Here is a 20,725-nt window from a genome sequence, read left to right on the forward strand (position 1 = left end):
TCGACAACGGGCCGTTTTGAAATTTTGCTCTTCACCAGGGCGGTGCCCAGGTTAGAGAACTAGTTGCATCCGCAAGCTGGCTTTGCAGCAGGAGCTGCACAGCCACAACCGGCAGCGGGAGCTGCACAGCCAGTGGACGCGGCGACTGGAACAGAAACGGTGGTCGGAACCATTTTGCAAACGGTCACTTCCACTTCTTCTTCAACCGTCGATGGGACACAAACGTTGACCGTTCGCTTTTGCTTTTCTTCAACGCGATCGCAAACGGTGACGTTGTAGGTTCGAGTCTTTTCTTCCGTCACTTTTTCGCAAGTGGTCACGTTGAACGTGCGGGTGCGAGTCTCTGGGACCAAGGTGTTGACGGTGTACTCGACGGTCTTCTTCTCTTCAACAAACTCGCATACGTTCTTGGTTCCCTTGCGAACTTCGGTTTCGCAAACGGTCTTGCAAACTTGGCGAGTCACGGTCTCTTGAACCTGACGTGGCTGCTTGACGGTGATGGTGCGGGTTTCGGGAACCATGACCATGTGGGTCACGGTCTTCTTACGAACTTCCGGAACCATCTTGCACTTCTTAACCTTCACTTCGCGAACTTCGTCGTGGCAGACGGTAACGTTGTAAGTGTAAGCTTCTTCGGTGTAGGTCGGTTGCATGGTGGTAACGGTAACGTCTTGCGTTACAACGTTTGGCACCCAAACCTTCTTGCATACGGTGCGGGTTGCTGGTGCAGCAGGTGCTGCGCATCCGCATGGGGAAGCGACAGGTGCACATCCGCAAGCTGGAGCGGGAGCACAAGCTGGTGCGCAAGGAACTTCTTCCATCACGGTTTGGTAGGAACCGCAGTCCTTAGTCACTTGCTTGACGGTGGTTACAGGAACCATCTTGCAGACTTTGCGGACGCCGGTCTTCGTTTCCGTATGTGGAACCTTGAACGTCTTCTTGACAATCTCTTCGGTGTAGTGCGGTACCAAAACGGTGCACTCCACTTCCTTGGTCACTGGCTTGCATACATTGACGGTGACGGTCTTTTGAACGTCTTCGCACACGGTCTTGCAAACGGTGTAAGGAACCGACTCGATCACTTGCTTAGGAACTTTCACCTCGTAGGTGTATTCCACTTGCTTGGTGACAGGGGTTCGGACGATGACTTCCTTGGTCTTGGTCTCAGGCTTGCAAACGTGGACGGTGACTTCTTCCGTCTTGGTTTCCGTTTTCGGAACCATCTTGACGACGGTGTACTTCTCTTCCTTGACTTCGGTGCGAGGAACCATCTTGACGACGGTCACTTCTTCTTCTCGCGTTTCGATTTTGTTAACGGTCTTGGTGACCATTCGCTTTTCCTTCACCTGGGTTGGGACCATGACGGTCTTCTCAACATAGGTGACTTGGGAACCGCAAGCCGATGCGCCCGCCGAAGCTACGACGCTACCTGCACAGCCACCGCAAGCGCTGCTGCTCGCTACGACGGCAGCGGTGCTGCTGCAACCGCAATCTGCGAAAACATTACTGGCCCCCAACATTGCGGCCAGCCCAAGTGCAAACACTGGGCGAAATTTCATTGCAATCTCCTAGATGAAAAAGCGGCCACTCGGCCATTGAACGATTAACAAGCTCCCCTGCAGGTGAGACGCAGGAGAGAGGACTTCTACGATGCTTACTCTCGCTGAACGATCGTCGACTGGTGTTAGAGACACCTAATCCACAAGACAAATCGTTTGCCTTTTCTCGCTCGTTCAGCCACCGAGTGTAGCTCAGTCATGCAGAGAGGGAAACATCCGGCGGCAAAATCTACTTAAATTTTTTAATCGTCAAGGTCGTTTCAGATTGCCCAAACAACCGGATTTTGTTTTGTCGTTCTGAGCCGAAACGCCACTGGGGATGGGCCGCTTTGACACGACTCATCCCCAGTGGGCTTGCCCCCTAACTCGTTCACAGCTGACGCTGTTCGCTTGAAAATCGTTTGTGTGCTGGTGTGTCGGAAGTTCTCGTTGGTGCGATCGGAAAGATTTTGGTTTCGATAACCGGGAGCCAGCGCCCTGCGATGGATGGAAGTGCGGCTGGCGGATTGGTGCGGTGATCGGGTGGGTGAAGGCCCCCGTATGGGTCCAAAGAACCGGGCACTAGGACCGAAGTAGCGAGTTGCCTTGCTGGGCTTTCCTGTCAGACGGTACCGCTTGCCGTTCCGGAACGGCCGGGATGGTTTCCGGCTCGTCCAACTCGGATGCAGGGGTGTCGGTCGCAGGTGCCTGGCCCATCGGTTCGCGAGCTTGATCGTTCGCGGTCCCTCGGAACTGTTCGAACTCCCCTTGGCTGATAACAGCTGGGCGGCTTGCTCCTCGACTCATATGGCGTGCTGCGTCTCGTTCGCGAGCTCGCTCGCTGGCATCCCAGTAGGCTTTCTCCGCCCACATGCCTTCTTCAAGCATAATGCTGTTGTACTCAAGCAACGAGCCTTTGAGGTGATGGATCTCGACAAGGATTTTGTTGTATTCCGCGACCGAAGTGTTGTAGGCCTGTCCCGCTCGAGCTCGGCTTTGCTGGGCTCGCAACAATTGGTCAATAACGTACTCCTGATTGCTCGAATCTCCGATTTCGAATTTGGCTCTCCAGACGTCGACCAGATTGTCGCTGGCGACGATGCTGTGAAACTGCTGTGTCATTTGCTCGTGAACGCTCTTGAGCTGCTGGATGTACTTCGTCAGCAAGTGCGATGACGATAGTTCCTTGTCCTCGAGAATTCGGTGAGCGCGAGCTAAGTCCTGTTGCACCTTGGTGATGTCAGCCAACTGGCGGCGTGCACCGATGGCATTGGGGGTGAAGTCCATGCGAACCACTCCCTCTTGGTAGTTGCCACCAAGAAGCTCTTCCCAAGCACTTGCGTTTCCACCACCACCCGGGAATCGAGCGTTGCCGCCATTGCTATTGAGCAACGAACCACCCACGCCGACCCATCGGTAGATGAGGTTCAAATTCAAATCGGGAAGGATCTGATTCTTCGAGGAAATGAGCTCCAATTCCTTTTGCTTGATGACCCACTTTTGCTTACGCAGGTCAACGTTGCGTTGCAGCATTTCTCCTTGAATGGAGTCCCAATCGAATTGAGCCAATCCCGTGGCGGGTTTGTCGATCGGGCGGATGAGATAACCATCGGTTGCCGCCCAGCCCATGAGCAATCGGAGATTCAACTCGCGGCCGAGCAAGCCAGGTTGATTGGTCACGCCGCCTCCGCTGAAAGCCGCAGCGACTTGAGCCTCAAACTCGTGATAGGTCAAACTGGCTTGAGCCATCTGGCTTGCGGCGTTCCCAGTGTTGTACTTCGCAGCGGCGATCTTGTAGGCAAGGGCCGCGCTATCGCGTGCGCTCTTGGCTGTCGCAAAGTTCCAATACGCTGCATACAGATCCCAGTAAGCGAACTCGACTTCGCGAACCAAGTTTCGGATCCGTTCTTCGTAATCAGCAATCGCGATATCTTCGTTGATACGAGCAAGCACAACAGGAACGCGATTGACCATCGTCCCGCGACCTCGCATCAAAGGATGCTGAACTTGCGCTTCCAGAACTTGTGTGTAGTCACTGGGGACAGCTCGGCCAAAGTTTCCCAAGCCTTGTGATTGGGTCGGGATGTTGTTGTAGGAATAGATGGATTGCGATCGGACCGTCGCGATACCCCCGGTCGCCGTACGCTTGGACAGTGCCATTTGGGCGGTGCCGTCGCGTCCTTGGAAGAACTGCGGATTGAACACATTGCCTGCACCGACGTTTCTCGCTCGGTCGGTGGTGCCCCAGGAAATGAACGAGCTGTATTGCGCGTCGAATTCGCTCAACGCATCCTCTACGCCCCCGACTTGATTGGCCCGAGCGGCACCGCGAGCCAAGACTCGGTTTCCGCTGCCATCGATGACGAGTGGCTGTGAATTGGTCGTGTTAGCGACAATGGCTGGGTCGTAAACGGTACTCAGCTGCGCGGATGGACTCGACAGAATAATGGCGGCAATGTCCGCGTTCTGACGCTGTGTTCCAGGCAAGGCGCGGATGACTTGGGTATTCATCAACGCGATGGAGATGCACTCTTCCAGTGTCAGATCTTTGTAGTCGAAGTTCTGATTGTCGAGGCTCAGCGGCGGATGCGACTGGGTGACCTCGGGAAGCGACTGATTTTGAAGATCGGGGTATTCGATCTGCTGGGCGCGGTCAATGTAATGGGACAAGTCGCCGCGTTCGCCGATGAAGAATGGTTGCGTAGGTGCACATCCCGTCAGCATTAAGCTAACGATCTGCATGCCGACAAACCATCGCGTTAGATTGCGTTTCATAAGCCAGGAGGTCCCGTCGTTCGAAGCTCGAATTGCCTTTGACCGAATGTCTCCACTCGTTCCGCATCCCCAGCTCGCGTCACCACCACGGTTCCACTCGAGAATGCACGCAATTCGATACTTTGGTTAGGTGCCCCCCTAACGTGCAGGTCGCGAATCACCCCATTTCGAGTGACTCACAACGCCGCATAGATGGGTTATCGGCACCACCTCTGGTAAACTTTAACGGTCGCGATGACTTTTCCGATTTTTCGTAAAAGTCCCCGAAGGGCTAAGCTAGCTATCCTTCGGGGGTCCGAGCTGGCCGACTAAATCGATCTGGCTTGATCTATGCGGAGAAATCTTCTAGGTACGGACGCATGGCAACCCAACCAAAATCAATCCCATCCAACTGGCATGACTCGCATAAAAGAGGAAGTCTCGTACGAATCCCCTCGGAGGGAAGCGTACGACCCTATAGGGCCTGCCGAAGCTGGATGTTTCTGTTTCTAGTTGCCGTACCTCTATCTCTGGTTTTTGCCCGGGATGCAATGGCCCAATTGCAGCTGATTCCCTCCGGAGGGACTGCAGGGTCCACCCCCGCGACCAACCCGAACAACGCCGCTCCGAATCGGGGATCCGCGACGAATGCAGGAAGTGCGACGAATCAGCCCCCAGCGCCGATTATTTCAGGAAACTCTTCTGCAGCCAATTCGGGGGCTCCCCAAACCAATCCACCGAGCGTCACTTCACCCGCTCCGGTCGCGCCCGTCGGCGATATCGCGTCCATTAGCATCGAAAGCGTTTCCGCCTATTTGCAACAATTGCAAAGCGCCACCGACTTGGACTCAAATCTGAAACAGGCCCTTGTTACGGCCTATGAAGCGTTGCTCGCCGAGCTCAAGAGCCGCAGCGAAAATGAAAAATACTACCGCGAACTGCTGGCAGCTTACGAAGCAGCTCCGACTGCGACCGCGGAAGCAAAGAGGCGAAAGGAAAGTTTCTCTCCGCGCTTTGTCTATTTAGAAAGCAGCCTCGATTCCGCACCCATCGAACGACTGCAAAGCTATCAATTGGAACTGCAGTCGCTCCTCCAAACCGCGGTCGACGGTCGAGCGAAAGTCGACGCGACCATCGTCAGTCGCGACGCCCAAAAGAAGGAGCTGCCTCGTCTCTTATCCGAAGCCAAGGCGGCGATTACCAAGCTCAACGATGAACTCAACGCGCCTCCCGTGGATGGGACCGATCCGCGATTGCGAGAAGCAAATTTGCTGTTGCTCCGTGCTCGGCTGATGAGCCTCAACGAACGGACACGTCGCATCGAGCAAGAGCAAAGGACCTACGATGCAGAAACCGAGTTGCTGTCGTTGCAAAAGGCCAACTTCGCCACGGAAGAAAAATACTACCAAACCAAAATCAAAGAAGTCACAGAGGAACTGAACAAACGTCGAGAGAGCCTCATTGCCAAACAGAAAAAGCTTGCAGAGAGTATCGTGGTCCAGTCGCCGGGCGAACTGCGACCGCGCGCCGAGCAGATCGTTCTGCGAACCGACGCTTGGCTGGGGCTCGCCAAACAAAATGCCTTGATGCGGCTGGAGTCCGACGCCGCGCGCGCGGAGCTCAAACTGTGGACAGAGCGTTACCGGATCATGACGGAACGCATTTCCCACGAGAGTACGAAAAACGTTACGAACTTCAACAGCATGGTTGGGTTGATGCTTCGAAAACAGCGGAGCGAGCTTCCTGATATCAACGAGCTGACCGACAAGCTGCACGATTACCAAGACAAACTCGTCGCCACGCAGACATTGATTCTCGAGCTGGATGACTGGAAGGCGGCATCGGCTGCGGTGATCGAGCCCGAGAGTTTCACCGACGAATCCGCGCAGTTCTTTCCCTCTGCCGATTTGCGTGAAAAGGCTCGTCTGCTCCATAACTTTGAGCATCGCGTCGTCGATGAATTCCGAATCGACGCCAACAGCTACTTTGAAAGCCTGTTCAATTTGGGAGTCAACACCCAGCAGACGATTGAGCAAGTGAAAAAGTACCGTTCGTTTATCGACGAGCACGTTTTATGGATTCGCTCGAGCGAAGCTTTCCAGCTCAATGATGCACGCGAGGTTTGGCCATCACTGCAATGGCTGTTTCAGTTTGGAAACTGGCGAGAGATTCCACTTCTCCTGTTGAGCGATTTGCGAAACCATCTTTGGAGCTACGTGCTGGGTAGCGGGCTCATTGTCGCCTTGATCCTAAACATCAAGCGATTGAAGATAGACACCAAGAAGCAAGGTGATTTGGCAAGCCGCCCCAACTGCACCTCGCTGATTCCGACATGGAAGACCATGTTCGCCTGCGCGTTGCTCGCAAGCCCCTTGGCGATCATCCATTTGGTGATTGGCTGGCGATTGAACCACGCGGAAAACCGCGCCTTTGCCGAAGCGATCGGCATGGGTTTGATGGTTGGTGCGAGATACTTCTTTCCGTTGGAGTTACTTCGCCAAGTCTGTCGCGCCGGCGGACTAGCCGAGAACCATTTCCAGTGGTCCAAGGATTCGACTTCTATATTGCGCAAGAACCTCCGCTGGTTTATTGATCTAGCCGTTCCGTGCGTTTGTGTCGTCGCGGTCTTAGCACAGTTCGGGGAAAGCAAATACGAGAACTCTCTGGGACGAATCATCTACGCTGCGTTGATGCTCCTTTGCTTCCTGTTCCTGATAAGGTGCCTGCATCCGACACATGGTGTTTTCTCGAACTTCTTAAAGATTCATCCTGGTGGATGGATCGATCGTTTGAAATACCTGTGGTATCCGATCTTTGCATGCGGTCCCCTGGCGCTGATGGCCATGAGTTTGATGGGGTATCATTACACCTCGGTGCGCCTAGCCATGCACCTGCACACGACCTTCATCACATTGATCGGAATTCTTCTGCTCTCCAGCTTCATTTATCGTTGGCTGCTGCTGCGCCGCCGAGAGTTGCTGGTTGCGCAAGCCAAACAGCGGCTGGAAGAGGCCAGGCGACGCGACCCCAACGCTCAAACCTTGCCGAATCCCTTGCTCGATTCCCATGCCGACTTGGCATCGATCAATAAGCAGACGATTCGGCTCGTAACGAGCACACTGATCTTTGCATCCCTCGGCGCGGTGGCTGTCATATGGTCCACAGTGCTTCCAGCTGTCGGGGTGCTCGACACGGTGCAGCTCTGGACCGTTGACGGAGCAAGCCCAGGGGAACGGATTCCAATCACGCTGACCAATCTTCTCATTGCGATTCCAACTGGGATCATGACCGTAGTTGCGGCTCGCAATCTACCCGGTCTCATGGAGATCGCACTTTTGCAGCACCTGCCGCTTGAGAACGCGGTTCGATATGCTATTTCCTCCATCTCGCGTTATACGATTCTCTTTCTCGGAATCCTGATGACATTCAATAGCATCGGGATTCGATGGGCAAGCATCCAGTGGTTGGTGGCGGCACTGGGGGTCGGTTTGGGCTTCGGTCTTCAAGAGATCTTTGCCAATTTCGTCTCCGGATTGATCTTGCTGTTCGAACAACCGGTCCGCGTCGGCGACGTCATCACCTTGGGAGATACAACAGGGACCGTGTCTCGAATTCGGATGCGAGCCACGACGGTTACGAATTTCGATCAGCAAGAGCTCATCATCCCCAATAAAGATTTGGTGACGGGCAGATTGCTGAATTGGACTTTGACCGACTCGACAAACCGAATGACGATGCTGATCAACATCTCCAACGACTCCGACCCAGAGGTGGCATGCGCATTGATTCGAGAGGTATGCTTGGAACATACCAATATCCTCAAGGAACCAGCGCCAACCGCGTTCTTAGAAGAGTTCGGTGAAAACAAGCAAATGATTCGGGTTCGATGCTTCCTAGCAAGTCTTGACCTGAGACTTCCGACCCGACATGAGGTGCATCTACTTGTTCGAAAGCGGTTCGCGGAACTTGGAATCCAAATTTCCATACCTCAGCAGGAAGTTCACTTGCGCAACTTCCCGAGCGAATGGAAAAGACCCGACCATCCCACCGTGGACGATGCGGGCTTGAAACGACAGCCCGTCGATCAGCCCACTTCACCAGCGTAGCTTCCAGCTGGCTCAGCTTACATTCCAGCTGGGCCCCGCGAGAACATTAGGAGGCCCAGCCTAATCTCCGACAGGAACAGCTCGCTGGCTTCCGAGAACCACTTTCTCTCAGGCGATAGTGAAAAGTGTACTGTCCCGCGCCCTAGCGACTCCTCACGCAACTTACTTCGTGGGCATCGGTTGGTTTTTGTTCCGAGGCTGAGGACGGGGTGGTTCGGTAGCGTAGGGTCTGGCCAAGTCACAAAATGCATCGGTCTGATCCTGCCACAGGGCAGCCATCTTCTCGACTCGTTTGGGATCGGCATCCGCGAGATTGTCCTGTTCTGCTCGATCATTGCGCAGGTTGTATAACTCCCAAGGACGGTCTTTCTCAGCGACGATTTTCCAGTCACCGACTCGCAAGGCACGGTTCCCTTCATGCAGCCACCAGAGCGACGATCGCTCGACGGAACCATCGCGTTGGAACGACGGAGTGAGGCTGACACCGGGAGCGGGAGGTAGTGGGTGCCCTTCCCACTCCTTGGGCTTTTCCACTCCAGCAATTTCCAGCACGGTAGGGACAATATCGATCAAGTGTCCTGGGGTGGCCCGAATCTCCCCTTTCGCTTGGATGCCCTGCGGCCAGTGCGCGATAAAGGGGGTGCTGATGCCTCCCTCGTGCACCCAAGTTTTATGGCGGCGGTGCGGCGTGTTGGCGGCGCTGGAAAATCCCGGTCCGAGGGACAAATAGGACTTCTCGCTCCCCATCGGCGCTGCAGGATCATGACCTCCGTCCCGCACCATCATTTCCGCGCTGGCTCCGTTGTCGGAACAGAAAAGCACCAGCGTGTTGTCGAGCGCATCCATTTCTTCCAGTTGCTTCAAGATGCGACCGATGGCTTGATCCATCCGATCCACCATCGCTGCATGGATCGCCATCTTCGTTGCTTGAAAGACCTTTTGGGAATCATTGAGTTCCACCCAAGGAACCGGGCGATTGACTTCGGAGTCCCCCAGCTTCTTGATCGCCTCAGGAAATGCATAAGGTGGCCCGACTTCCCGTTCGAGCGGCGAAAGCGTGGTCGAGGTAATGCCCATGCTGCGCATCCGTTCCCATCGCTCGGTCCGAAGTGCATCCCAACCCTTCAAATACCGATCCTTGTATTTCGCTATATCCTCTGGGCGAGCATGAAGCGGAAAGTGGGGCGAGATAAATGCGATGTAGGAAAAGAACGGAGTATCGCGGTGATGGGATGCGTGATCGCGAAGGCATTCAATGGCGTGGTCTGCAGTCGCGTCTGTGGAGTAATAATCGGGTCCGGATGGGGTACTAACAGGGGAATCATCGATAGTGTTCCCCTTGTTGCTAAAGAAGTTTCCTTGATTGACCATATTGAGTGAACGGAGGAAGCCGCTTGGCAACACCTTGCCATCGACGTGCCACTTACCGCTGTGATAGGAGCGGTAGTTGGCCTGTTTGAGATAGTCTGGCAACAAACGAGCCCAAGGAGGCCGAATACCGTTCCCCCCACCCCCTAAACCCGGCAGTGCATCCCGGCGAACTTGCTGTGCGTAGTAGCCGGTCAGGAGAGCCGCGCGGGAAGGCCAACATCGAGCGGTATTGTAGAACTGGTTGTACCGCAGTCCGTTTCGGGCCAGACGATCCAAGTTGGGGGTTTCGATTTCTCCGCCAAAGCATCCCACGTCGGAATATCCCAAATCGTCGGCGAAAAGAATAAGGACGTTGGGACGCCCCTCGCTGGCTTCAAGTTGTTGTGCCGAACCAGCCAGACCGAACAACAGCAGGATAGCGATGAAAACAAGACTACATCGAGGACTCTCGAGCGTCGAACAGAAGGGACTTGATTTCATGGGGATCTCAAAAACAGAGAGGTTAGTGCATCGTTAGGACGATAGAACGGCCGAGAGGTCCGAATAGGAACTGGCGTACCGACTCCATTGCCGCGACGCTACAGTATAGCCACGCGGAGTAGAGGAGGGGATCGTTTCTGGTCGCTGGTACCATTCCCACCATCCTGGATCGCCGACGGGAAAAACCATACCAGCCATGGTCTCCGACGCCGCTCCCATTCCCTTTCCACTGAATAACGCAAGAGAGAGACAATGAGCGATTGGATCGAGGCAGGAAACAAAGCGCCGGCGTTTACCGCCGTCACCGATTCGGGTAAGAAACTGAAGCTAGGCGATTTCAAAGGGAAAGTCGTCGTTCTTTATTTCTATCCCAAAGATGATACCCCTGGATGTACCAAGGAAGCATGCGCCTTTCGCGATGCCAGCGCTGCGTTGCATGAACGAGGCGCCGTCGTGCTGGGAGTAAGTCCGGACGACGAGAAATCCCATGCAAAGTTCCGCGACAAGTTCAGCTTGAACTTCCCGTTGCTGGCTGACCCGGACCATTCCATCGCCGAGGCGTACGGCGCTTGGCGAGAAAAAAACATGTATGGAAAGAAGAGCATGGGGGTCCAGCGCAGTACCTATCTGATCGACGGAGAGGGCAAGGTGGCGAAGGTCTGGAAACGGGTGAGCGTCGATGGGCATGACACGGCTGTGCTGCAAGCCATCGATGAACTTGCAACGAACTAGCCTGAACCAGCAGGCGAGGAAGATAGCAGGAGGTTGCATGCTATGATGGGATATTCACTTCGCCACTTCAAGCGGTTTTCATGTTTCGCATCCTTGTAAAGAAGTATATTCACGAGTCGCTCCTGCTATGGCTTTCGTGCGCGCTGGTCCTCTTGTTCTTTCCGTGGGTTCGCATTTGGACCGTCAGTCAGTTTGAACTCAGTGGCTTCGCCTCGATCCTCGAACAGTTTCGGGCCTTCGAAAAGTTTTCGCCCGTTCCACTTGAACAGTTCCTCACCTACCAAGGTATGGTGGGGTTCACGTTTGATGAACCGGTCTTGCTCCTGTGCGTTCTCGTTTGGTCGATCTCGAGGGGTTCCGACGTGGTGAGCGGTGAATTGAATCGCGGAACGATGGAACTACTCCTTGCACAGCCTATCGAGCGAAGCCGTCTGTTTGCAGCCCATGCGTGCGTGACGATCTTGGGGCTGGTTCTATTGTGCATCTTGGTCTACGTCGGCATTTATCTCGGAATCATGACCAACTCGACACCGGTTAGCACGGGTGGATCGATGCGGATCCCGTTTTTGAATCTGGATTTAGGAATTCCACTTTCTCCGAAGAAGCAAGAGTGGGTTCCTCTCCGAAATTTCGTGGATCCCTTTCTTTACATCCTTCCCACATTGAATTTGTTTGCATTGGGATTCATGGTGCTCGGTATCAGCGTTCTTCTGAGCGCTCGCGATCAATATCGATGGCGTGCGATCGGATTGACGATCGGAATCTACGTTTCGCAGCTCCTCCTTTTTATTCTTTCGAAGTCGACTCCATCGACCCACTTTTTGACTCCGTTTAGTTTTCTCGCGGCGTATCAACCCGATTGGAGCGTGCAACGGATCCATCGTTACCGGGCGGCCGCATGGAGTTTATGGAGCGAAGGGGACGCATCCAAAACCGGCCTCGACTATTGGATGAGTTGCATGGAGCCTCCGGCATTCATCGCGATACTATTGCTCTTAGGAGCTCTCGCGTATGCTATCGCTTGGAGAATCTTTTCCAGAAGGGATCTTCCGGCCCCCAACTAACTTCCTCGCATCCATCGAGACAAGCGATTATGTCGAACACTCATTGGCATTTCGGTACCAGCCCCAGTGTTCGATTCGGGCGAGGTGCATTGGCGGTGCTTCCTGAATCCTTGAAGCGATTAGGGGTCGCTAGACTTTTTATTGTGACCGACTCGGTGGTTAGCGCGATCGGAACTGTCCAAGGTACGTTGAAAGGACTTCGAGATTCCGGATTTTCAGTCGAGCTCTTCGACGGGGGAAAACCGGAGCCGAGCGTTGCCATCGCCGAAGCCGCATGTGACGCTGCATTGAAGTCCCAAGTGGACGCGGTGATCGGTATCGGAGGGGGAAGCAATTTGGATGTCGCCAAAATGGTGGCGACTTGGCTGCGTCACGGTGGTTCGCTTCGACAGTATTTCGGATTTGGGAACATTCCAGGCCCCATTCTTCCTCTCATTGCAATCCCAACGACCGCCGGAACAGGAAGCGAGGTTTCGCATTCAGCGGTTCTCACCGACGAGGAAGCGGGAGTCAAGGTGAGCACATTGAGTCCTTACCTGCGTCCCAGCATGGCGATCATCGACCCATCGCTGACCGATACGTGCCCTCCTCGGGTGACAGCCCATAGTGGTATCGATGCGTTGGTGCATGCCATCGAAGCCCTAACCAACAAACCTTTTACCTCCTTCGAAGGGAGCGGCAATGCTTACGAAGGAAGCTATCCGCTGACACGCTTGCTGGCCTTGGAAGCAATCCATCAAATCGCCAAGTTCCTCGTGCGGGCTGTCGACTCTCCAACGGATCAGGAAGCTCGAGACGGGATGGCTTATGCTGCGATGCTTGCCGGAATGGCCTTCTCCAACAGTGGAGTAGGGCTCGTGCATGCGTTGGAATACCCGATCGGGGCGATCACCCACTGCTCGCACGGCGAAGGCAACGGTCTCCTTCTTCCTCATGTGATGGACTTCAATCAGCCGATGTGCGCAGACGCACTCGCGCAAGTCGCTTCTCTTCTACTGGGGCGCCCCGATTGCTCCAGCGAAGACTCGATCATCGCGGTAGAGAAACTGCTGACTCGCATCGGCGTTCGGACTCGATTGCGAGACCTGGGTCTTCATGAATCCGACATTCCCACCGTCGTTACCAAAACGCTCCAGATCGAACGACTTCTGGCGGTCAATGCTCGCCGTCCCACCGCAGGAGACTTGGAAAAAATACTCCGCCGGGCGTTTTAGCCTTCTCGGCTATCCATATTCCGCAACGGCATCCAACATCGAGTACAATCGAGCAAGACGCCTCGCCCTAGTCCCTCCCTTTCCTGCCTGCCATCCCTCCCCCCCTCGCAATCCTCCCGTCTTCTGGGCCCCCCGGTATGTTCAAGCTTGTTGGGTTTCCTATTCATGCTTTGCTCGTCGTCCTCCTAGCGATCGTTTGGACCCAAAATTCGCTCGGGCAGTCGGCCAGTATGTTCCCCGCTGAAATCGCCCCCATTTTTCAGCGGTATTGTTCCGAGTGCCATTCCAACGAGAACGACGAAGGAAATTTGAGCTTTGAGGCTTGGGGAGACACCCCCGAGGTCGAGCGGGAAAAGAAACTGACTCAGATTCTTCGAGTCTTGAAGCTCGAGGAGATGCCGCCCGAAGGTTCCGCCAAACCATCGGTGCAAGAGATTGTCATGATCCAAAAATGGAGTCAATCGGTTTTGGATCGCGCTGCGGAGCAAAAGGCCAATGACCCTGGCCCTATCATTCTTCGGCGCCTCAGCAACGGCGAATACACTTGGACGCTACGAGATCTCACGAGCGTTCCTTCGCTGGATCCTACGAAAGAGTTTCCTGTCGACAATGTTGCGGGAGAAGGCTTCACGAACGCGGGCGCTGCAATGGTGATGAGCCCGGCATTGTTCGGCAAGTATTTCGATGCGGCCAAGTCCATGGCGCAACGAACGGTTCTGCTGCCCGACGGAATCGGATTTTCAGAAAGTACTTCACCCAATGATTGGGCCACAGAACGATTGAACCGGATCCGTCAGCTTTACTCCCGCTACACCGATGCTCGAGGTGCAGAGAAGGTGAACTTGCAAGGGGTTCAGTTTGAAACGAATCAAGGGGGGCGCAATCCGTTCGATCGCCATCTTGAGCTGCTTTTCCAGAACGAGCATGCACTCGCGACAGGTTCGAAATCGCTTGCCGAGATCGCAAAGATTGGGAATGGTAGCGCGCGCTACCTCGGTGTGTTGGCGAAGCAGTTAGGTTTGAAGATCGCGGACTCGGGCGAGGAGTTGTCCAAACGCACCGAGCGAGAGGAGATGGCCTCGTCGTCTCCACTCGTGAAAGGATTGCGATCGCAATGGACCCTGGCGAGGGGCGAGCCATCGAGCGAGGACGTCTCGAGTTGGGTTGGAAAATGGCAACAGCAGCTATGGAAATTTAGTGCGGTCGGGCACATCGGTAAACTAAATGGCCCGAAAGCTTGGCAGGAACCTGTCAATCCGCTGACCCGTCAGCTTTCCATCCGGCACAAGCCGAATGCACAGACCGATTTCCTTTGGATGGAGCTGTTCGACGCGGGCGATGGACAGGACGGTGATCACGTCCAGTTGGTATCCCCTCGGTTCATCCGTTCGGGTGAGTCGGACCTCCCACTCGTCGATGCCATTCGCTTGGCGAGCAACTGGAAGGAACTTTCCTCGACCATGAGAGGATCGGTAGAGCAGGCGCTCGCCGTCGCAGGGGGATTCGATAAAGCGGTCACAAAGGAAGAGATAAAAGCCCTTGCAGAAAAGGCATCTCTATCCGAGTCGTCTTTAGCGATATGGCTGGAGTTGCTGGGGCTGTTTCCATCGGACGCAGGGCAACTGGACGGAAGCGACGAAGTCCTTTTTACAAAGTCCGCATCCGATCTCTCGGGCCACGCTTTTATTCGTGGATGGGTCGGAGACGATGCGTTAAGTATTGTTGCCAACGCGTCCGACACCGAGGTGCGAATTCCTGGAGTGATGACTCCAAAGAGCGTCGCCATGCACCCCGCACCGACGCGCAGTGTCGGCGCTGGGTGGACCGCGTCTCGGAGCGGTAAGGCGAAGCTCGATGCAGTGATTCAGCACGCCCACCCCGAGTGCGGGAACGGGATCGCTTGGCTGTTGGAAATCAAGCGAGGGGGTGCACGGATTGGTTTAGCAAGTGGAAACTCTGCCGGTGGCAAGCCCGTCCCAATTGGGTCATTCTCGGACGTCCCCCTAGTCGCTGGCGACGAAGTCCGCTTGTGGATTGCTCCGAAGGACGGAAATCACTCCTGCGATCTCACCCGAGTTGATTTCACGATTGAGCAAGGAGGAAAGCGATGGAACCTATCCGAGTCGCTCCATGCGAAACTGACCGATTCCAATCCCTTGTCAGATCACGACGAGACGAAGTGGCGGTTCTTCCACGCCCCAGTTCAAAAGTGGAGTTCCCGACTGATTCCCCCAGGAAGTTTGCTAAGTCAATGGTTTCTTCAATCGGATACCACAGCGAGGTCGCAATTAGCCAAGAAACTGCAACACATTCTCGAGTCGGAGGCTCCATCCGAGCCGATCTCCTCGGCCGACCAGCAGTTGCTAAAACTCTTCTCGACATCGGTCCAATGGAATCGTGTATCGGACCAAGCCGACCAATCCTCCCCGATCTTCCTTGAGTCATCTTCCGGCAATATGGCTTTGACACGCGAAAGTCTTTCGCTCGGAAATGCGACTTGGGTGAAGATACCCATCCCGGTTTTCTTTCGGGAAGACTGGGAGTTCGCGGCCGAAGCAACACTGGATCCTCAAATGGGTCGCAACGGTTCGGTGCAGATCCATGTTCAGAGCCAATCCAACAACTCCGCATTCGATCGCCAAACAGATCGCGTAAGCCTGATCCACGCTCCTGTATTGGTTCATCCGGAAGGTTCGAAGGAAGAGGTATTTCGCTCTGCATTCGAAGACTTTCGTAACACATTCCCGATCGCACTCTGCTATCCGCAGATCGTTCCTGTCGATGAAGTCGTCACGCTTACCCTATACCATCGCGAAGATCGATTTCTGAAAGAGCTGATGCTCACGGACGAGGAACGCAACGAGTTGGAAAGGTTGTGGACAGAGTTGCATTTTGTCAGCCAAGACGCGCTTCGGAGCGTCGATGTGTTCGAGCAATTATGGCAATATGCAACCCAGGACGCGGATCCATCGGCGTTCGAACCGTTGCGGGAACCGATCCTCAGGAGAGCGGCCCAGTTCCAAGAGGAGCTGGTACGTGCGGAAGAGAAACAATTGAACGGCCTGTTGGAATTTGCCGCAAAGGCGTTTCGCCGCGCGCTGCGCGACGAAGAATCCGAAAAGTTGCGAGAGTTGTATCGTGCATTTCGCGATCAAGGCCTATCGCACGACGCGTCGATTCGCGGGGTGATGACACGCATCTTGATCGCACCCGAATTTCTCTATCGGCTTGAGTTTCCGGCTGCGTCGCAGTCAGGTCCTGTCAAAGCAGAGGAATTAGCGACCCGTTTGAGCTATTTCCTTTGGTCATCGGCGCCGGACGATACGCTGCGAGGGCTGGCTGCGGATGGTTCTTTGCTTGAAGAAACGATTCTTCGCCAACAGGTGCGTCGCATGCTGAAGGATCCCAAGTCCTCTCGCATGGCTACTTCCTTTTTCGGTCAATGGCTTCAGATTGCAAACGTCGCCGAGCTCGATGAAAAGAGCGAGAAAGAGTTTCCTGAATTCCTTGGGATCCGCGAACGATTGCAGGCGGAAGCGAATCGATTGTTTGAGCACCTGCTGATGGAGAATCGCCCCCCGATCGAGCTTTTGACCGCTGATTACTTATTCGTCGATCGTGACTTGGCCAAATACTATGGCATCCCCGACGATTTGATTTCGCTATCGGATCCTGGTGCAACGGGAACGGTCCAGCCGGAGCTCGGTGAAACTAGAATACAGATGATGCGATTGGGGAATGCGTCGAAATGGAATCGAGGTGGATTGCTGACGTTGGGAGCGTTGTTATCGAAACTGTCCGGGGCATCGAGAACGAGCCCTATTCTGCGAGGAACTTGGGTGAGTGAAGTTCTACTCGGAGAGCCGCTACCCAAGCCTCCGAAGAATGTTCCGCAGTTGCCTGACTCGGTCCCGGAAAACCTCAGCGAGCGTCAGCTGACGGAATTACATGTGAGTGCACCGGGGTGCAGCAACTGCCATCGGCGCATCGACCCGTTCGGGTTTGCCATGGAGTCTTATGATGCAATCGGACGATATCGAACTACCGATAAAGCAGGCCACCAGGTGGATACTAAAACCGCGTTGCCCGATGGAACGGCCGTTTCTGGAGCTGGCGAACTGAGAGACTATTTGGTTCGCGATAGGAAGAAAGAGTTCTTATTGCAGTTTCATCGCAAACTGCTTGGGTATGCGTTGGGTCGGGAAGTGATGTTGTCGGACAAGCTGTTTTTAGAGTCGCTTGCCCAGCGGGCTACAAACGAATCCAACTTTGGAATCGGGGATGCTGTCGAAGCGATCGTGATGAGCCGGCAGTTTCGTGAAATTCGGTCAGAGGAAGAGGTAAAACCATGACATGCAGTTGGAACACTCAGCGACGATGGGATCGTCGAACCATTCTTCGAGGAATTGGCGTGTCGATGGCGTTGCCTTGGATGGAATCCATACCGGTTTGGGGACAAGCGACTGCGGCGACGGCTCCGAATTCGAAGCCTCCCGTCCGCTTTGCCGCCCTTTTTGCCGGCAATGGTTTTCATAGCAAAGAGTGGTGGGCTGAGGGGACTGGCCCGTCGATGAAAGTAGGGCGAGTTCTCCAATCCCTCGAGCCACTTCGCGATCAGATGCTGTTCATTCGAGGGCTGTATAACCAAGAGGCTCTCAAGGGAAATATTCACTCGTCGCAAACCGGCAATCTCCTCTCCGGTGCTCCACTAGCGTCGGGAGGAGAAATTCGCTCCGGTACCAGTGTTGATCAATGGATCGCACAGACATATGGGCGCGGTACCAAGGTACCGAGTCTGGTGCTAGGCTGTGAAAAGTCGAATCCTTCGGTTCACAAGAACTATTCGATGCTCTATAGCTCGCACATTTCATGGTCCTCCCCGACCACACCCACTCCGTTGGAGATCTATCCCGCTTTGGCTTTCGACCGGCTCTTCAAAGAGGAAGTGCACCAGCAAGATCAAAGTGTGCTCGATGCCGTTCTGGGAGATGCCGCCGATCTACGGCGTCATGTCAGCCAATCGGATCGTCGAAAGCTGGATGAGTATTTCGATTCGGTGCGAGACGTCGAAGATCGGATCGCGCAAGCAGGAAAGCGGGGAGAACTGCAAGGCTGGCGACCAACATTGGAGAAACCGGACCGCGAGCGCCCCGCTGACGGCATCCCACAGGATATCAGCGAACACATGCGATTGATGTGCGACATTCTGTTGCTGGGTTTCCAAACCGATACCACGAGGGTGACGACCCTAAAGCTGAACAACGATCACTCCTCCCTTCGGTTCCCTCATTTGGGAGTCGATTACATGATCCATCACTTGCTATCCCACTCGGACACGGAGGATTGGTTGAAGGTCAATCAGTTTTTCGTCGAGCAACTCGCCTACATTGCGACTCGTATGCAGTCGATCCAAGAGGGGGATGGTACGTTGCTGGACAATTCGATGCTTTTGTTCTGCTCCAGCATGATGAATGGAGGGCATGATGCCACCCAACTCCCAGTCGTCATGCTTGGAAAGGGGGGCGGTCGCGTAGAAACGGGCAAGGTATTGGATTATCGGGACGCCCCAAATCGCCAATTGTGCCGATTGTTCCTTTCCGTTCTTGACAAGTTCGATCTCCATCCTGAACAATTTGGCGATGCCTCGGAGCCACTTCCGTCGGTTTGACCGGGGCGACTCTTCTTCAGGATGTAATTTATGAATGCAGACTCCTACACTTCGGTCGGTTTTGATCGAAGTGAAACGGTTTCCCCTCAGCCCATCAGGAGTCTGCGAGGATGGCCAGCTGTCGTGCTGATTGTCATGGCAGCGCTCGTTCGATTCGTCCCAGTTTGGGTCGAAGGGGCCAGTTTACCTCTGCTGATGCTCGGTTTCATGGGACCAGCCGTGTTGAGCCTTGCTCTCGCCGTTTGGTGGTTATTTTTCAGCGGAGCCAGTTGGCGAGAGAAAGGGATCGGTATCGGTGGATTGGCTGGCATTGTCGCATTGAGCAGCCTGACCCTCGATCCATCCATGCGCGGGATAAGCATGTTTTTTTGGATCATCCCGGTCGGCATGGCGGCATTCGCCATTCCGTTGGTAGTCGCCTCTCATTATCCGAGAGTTCGCGTCTGGCTGGGATTGGCGGGCGCTTTATTGGGCTTCGGTGTATGGAACGCATTTCGTTCCGATGGTGTAACGGGTGAGTTCGCGGTAGAGTTTCGACCAAGATGGTCGGTCCCGGCTGAGACAGACTATCTGGAATCGAGGGGAGAAGCGTCGAATAGTCCTGTTGCCTTAGATCCGTCGAATTCGAATATTCCCTGGCCAGAATTTCGCGGCCCCAATCGAGATGGAAGCGTTTCCGGTGTTAGCCTTCTCGAAGATTGGGAACGGAACCCACCCGAGTTGGTTTGGAAGCGAGCGATAGGCCCGGGGTGGTCCTCGTTTGCTGTCGCGGAGAACCATCTCTTTACACAAGAGCAGGTGGGTGACCAGGAAGCGGTCGTATGTTTGAACGCTGAAACCGGAGACACCGTCTGGACCTACTCCACACCGGGACGATTCGCAGAGGAGATGGGCGGAGTCGGCCCTCGCGCGACTCCCACGTATCACGCCCAGCGCATCTATGCACTGGGGGCCGATGGAATGGTCGTTTGCTTGAATGCATCCGATGGCAAAGAAGTCTGGAAACGCGAGTTGATGCAGGATGCAAGCCGCAAACAACCGCCCTGGGGATTCTCCAGCTCCCCCTTGATCGTGAACGATATCGTCGTGGTCCACGCAGGTGGCAGTGGCGATAAAGGGGTTTTTGCTTACAGCCAACCAGACGGCAGTATTCGCTGGCAAGTCGCTTCCGGAGATCACAGCTACAGTTCTCCTCAGAAAGCAACGTTTGACGGAACGGCTGGTATTTTGATGGCAACAAACGAAGGGTTGCAGTTTTTGGATCCCACATCCGGCGCCACGATCTGGAATCACGAGTGGAAGATCGATACCTATCGCGCAGTGCAAACAGTTGTGGATGGGAATGCGGTTTTCGTCGCCGCCAGCCTGGGAAATGGGATTCGCCGACTGAATGTTTCCCGCGAAGAGGGAACTTGGAAGATCGAACCCCAATGGACCTCGCGCGATTTGAAACCTGACTTCAATGACATGGTCGCCTACCAAGGGACGTTGTACGGATTCGACGCCACTATCTTCGGCGCGGTTTCCATGGATACGGGGAAACGACTTTGGAAAAAGGGACGGTACGGGGCCGGGCAGGTTCTATTGCTTGCCGACACCGGGCATTTGCTGGTTGCCGCCGAATCGGGAGAATTGGTTCTGCTAAAAGCATCGCGAGAAAAGCTGGACGAAGTAGCCAGGATTCCTGCTATCGACTCGAAAACGTGGAATCACCCTGTCGTCGTTGGCGACCGGGTCTACGTGCGAAACAGCCAGCAAGCTGCATGCTACAAACTGCCGGTTGCTACCGACCCTTGAG

The 20,725-nt window shown here is 54.7% G+C and carries 10 protein-coding genes; 7 read left to right on the forward strand and 3 right to left on the reverse strand.

All coding sequences use genetic code 11. The annotated features are described in order from the left end of the window. Positions 1–59: 59 nt before the first annotated feature. Both SH467x_RS04765 and SH467x_RS04770 read right to left on the reverse strand, forming a co-directional pair. On the reverse strand, positions 60–1,559 hold the full coding sequence (locus SH467x_RS04765) for a hypothetical protein (protein WP_482370147.1): 1,500 nt from the start codon (positions 1,557–1,559) through the stop codon (positions 60–62). Positions 1,560–2,120: 561 nt separating this feature from the next. Further along, positions 2,121–4,313, reverse strand: a complete 2,193-nt coding sequence (locus SH467x_RS04770; protein ID WP_482370148.1) for a TolC family protein — start codon at positions 4,311–4,313, stop codon at positions 2,121–2,123. A gap of 476 nt (positions 4,314–4,789) precedes the next feature. On the opposite strand from SH467x_RS04770, the gene SH467x_RS04775 reads away from it, so the two are divergent. Next, a complete protein-coding gene (locus SH467x_RS04775) occupies positions 4,790–8,398 on the forward strand; it encodes a mechanosensitive ion channel domain-containing protein (RefSeq protein WP_482370149.1) in 3,609 nt (1,202 codons plus the stop codon). 162 nt (positions 8,399–8,560) lie between these two features. On the opposite strand, the gene SH467x_RS04780 is transcribed toward SH467x_RS04775, so the two are convergent. Next, on the reverse strand, positions 8,561–10,249 hold the full coding sequence (locus SH467x_RS04780; RefSeq protein ID WP_482370150.1) for an arylsulfatase: 1,689 nt from the start codon (positions 10,247–10,249) through the stop codon (positions 8,561–8,563). A 252-nt stretch (positions 10,250–10,501) separates the two neighbouring features. On the opposite strand from SH467x_RS04780, the gene bcp reads away from it, so the two are divergent. From bcp to SH467x_RS04810, 6 genes are all read left to right on the forward strand, one after another. Further along, positions 10,502–10,981, forward strand: a complete 480-nt coding sequence (gene bcp / locus SH467x_RS04785; protein WP_482370151.1) for a thioredoxin-dependent thiol peroxidase — start codon at positions 10,502–10,504, stop codon at positions 10,979–10,981. Positions 10,982–11,061: 80 nt separating this feature from the next. Further along, a complete protein-coding gene (locus SH467x_RS04790; RefSeq protein WP_482370152.1) occupies positions 11,062–12,045 on the forward strand; it encodes an ABC transporter permease subunit in 984 nt (327 codons plus the stop codon). Positions 12,046–12,074: 29 nt separating this feature from the next. Beyond that, positions 12,075–13,259, forward strand: coding sequence for an iron-containing alcohol dehydrogenase (locus SH467x_RS04795; protein WP_482370153.1), 1,185 nt, complete (start codon positions 12,075–12,077; stop codon positions 13,257–13,259). Positions 13,260–13,396: 137 nt separating this feature from the next. Beyond that, entirely contained in the window at positions 13,397–17,611 is a 4,215-nt protein-coding gene (locus tag SH467x_RS04800) for a DUF1592 domain-containing protein (RefSeq protein ID WP_482370154.1), read from the forward strand. After that, a complete protein-coding gene (locus tag SH467x_RS04805; RefSeq protein WP_482370155.1) occupies positions 17,608–18,927 on the forward strand; it encodes a DUF1552 domain-containing protein in 1,320 nt (439 codons plus the stop codon). Before SH467x_RS04800 ends, SH467x_RS04805 begins: the two co-directional genes overlap by 4 nt. A 30-nt stretch (positions 18,928–18,957) precedes the next feature. After that, a complete protein-coding gene (locus SH467x_RS04810; RefSeq protein ID WP_482370156.1) occupies positions 18,958–20,724 on the forward strand; it encodes an outer membrane protein assembly factor BamB family protein in 1,767 nt (588 codons plus the stop codon). The last annotated feature ends 1 nt before the right edge of the window (position 20,725 follow it).

Origin of the sequence: Brakhagea slesvicensis, assembly GCF_052161625.1 — a bacterium.
In the GTDB taxonomy this organism is placed as follows: Bacteria; Planctomycetota; Planctomycetia; order Pirellulales; family Pirellulaceae; genus JBKCUI01.

Bases quoted from the DNA above. Each gene is read 5' to 3' on its own strand.
- SH467x_RS04765 (WP_482370147.1), bottom strand. From the start codon at position 1,559: ATGAAATTTCGCCCAGTGTTTGCACTTGGGCTGGCCGCAATGTTGGGG.
- SH467x_RS04770 (WP_482370148.1), bottom strand. From the start codon at position 4,313: ATGAAACGCAATCTAACGCGATGGTTTGTCGGCATGCAGATCGTTAGC.
- SH467x_RS04775 (WP_482370149.1), top strand. From the start codon at position 4,790: ATGTTTCTGTTTCTAGTTGCCGTACCTCTATCTCTGGTTTTTGCCCGG.
- SH467x_RS04780 (WP_482370150.1), bottom strand. From the start codon at position 10,249: ATGAAATCAAGTCCCTTCTGTTCGACGCTCGAGAGTCCTCGATGTAGT.
- bcp (WP_482370151.1), top strand. From the start codon at position 10,502: ATGAGCGATTGGATCGAGGCAGGAAACAAAGCGCCGGCGTTTACCGCC.
- SH467x_RS04790 (WP_482370152.1), top strand. From the start codon at position 11,062: ATGTTTCGCATCCTTGTAAAGAAGTATATTCACGAGTCGCTCCTGCTA.
- SH467x_RS04795 (WP_482370153.1), top strand. From the start codon at position 12,075: ATGTCGAACACTCATTGGCATTTCGGTACCAGCCCCAGTGTTCGATTC.
- SH467x_RS04800 (WP_482370154.1), top strand. From the start codon at position 13,397: ATGTTCAAGCTTGTTGGGTTTCCTATTCATGCTTTGCTCGTCGTCCTC.
- SH467x_RS04805 (WP_482370155.1), top strand. From the start codon at position 17,608: ATGACATGCAGTTGGAACACTCAGCGACGATGGGATCGTCGAACCATT.
- SH467x_RS04810 (WP_482370156.1), top strand. From the start codon at position 18,958: ATGAATGCAGACTCCTACACTTCGGTCGGTTTTGATCGAAGTGAAACG.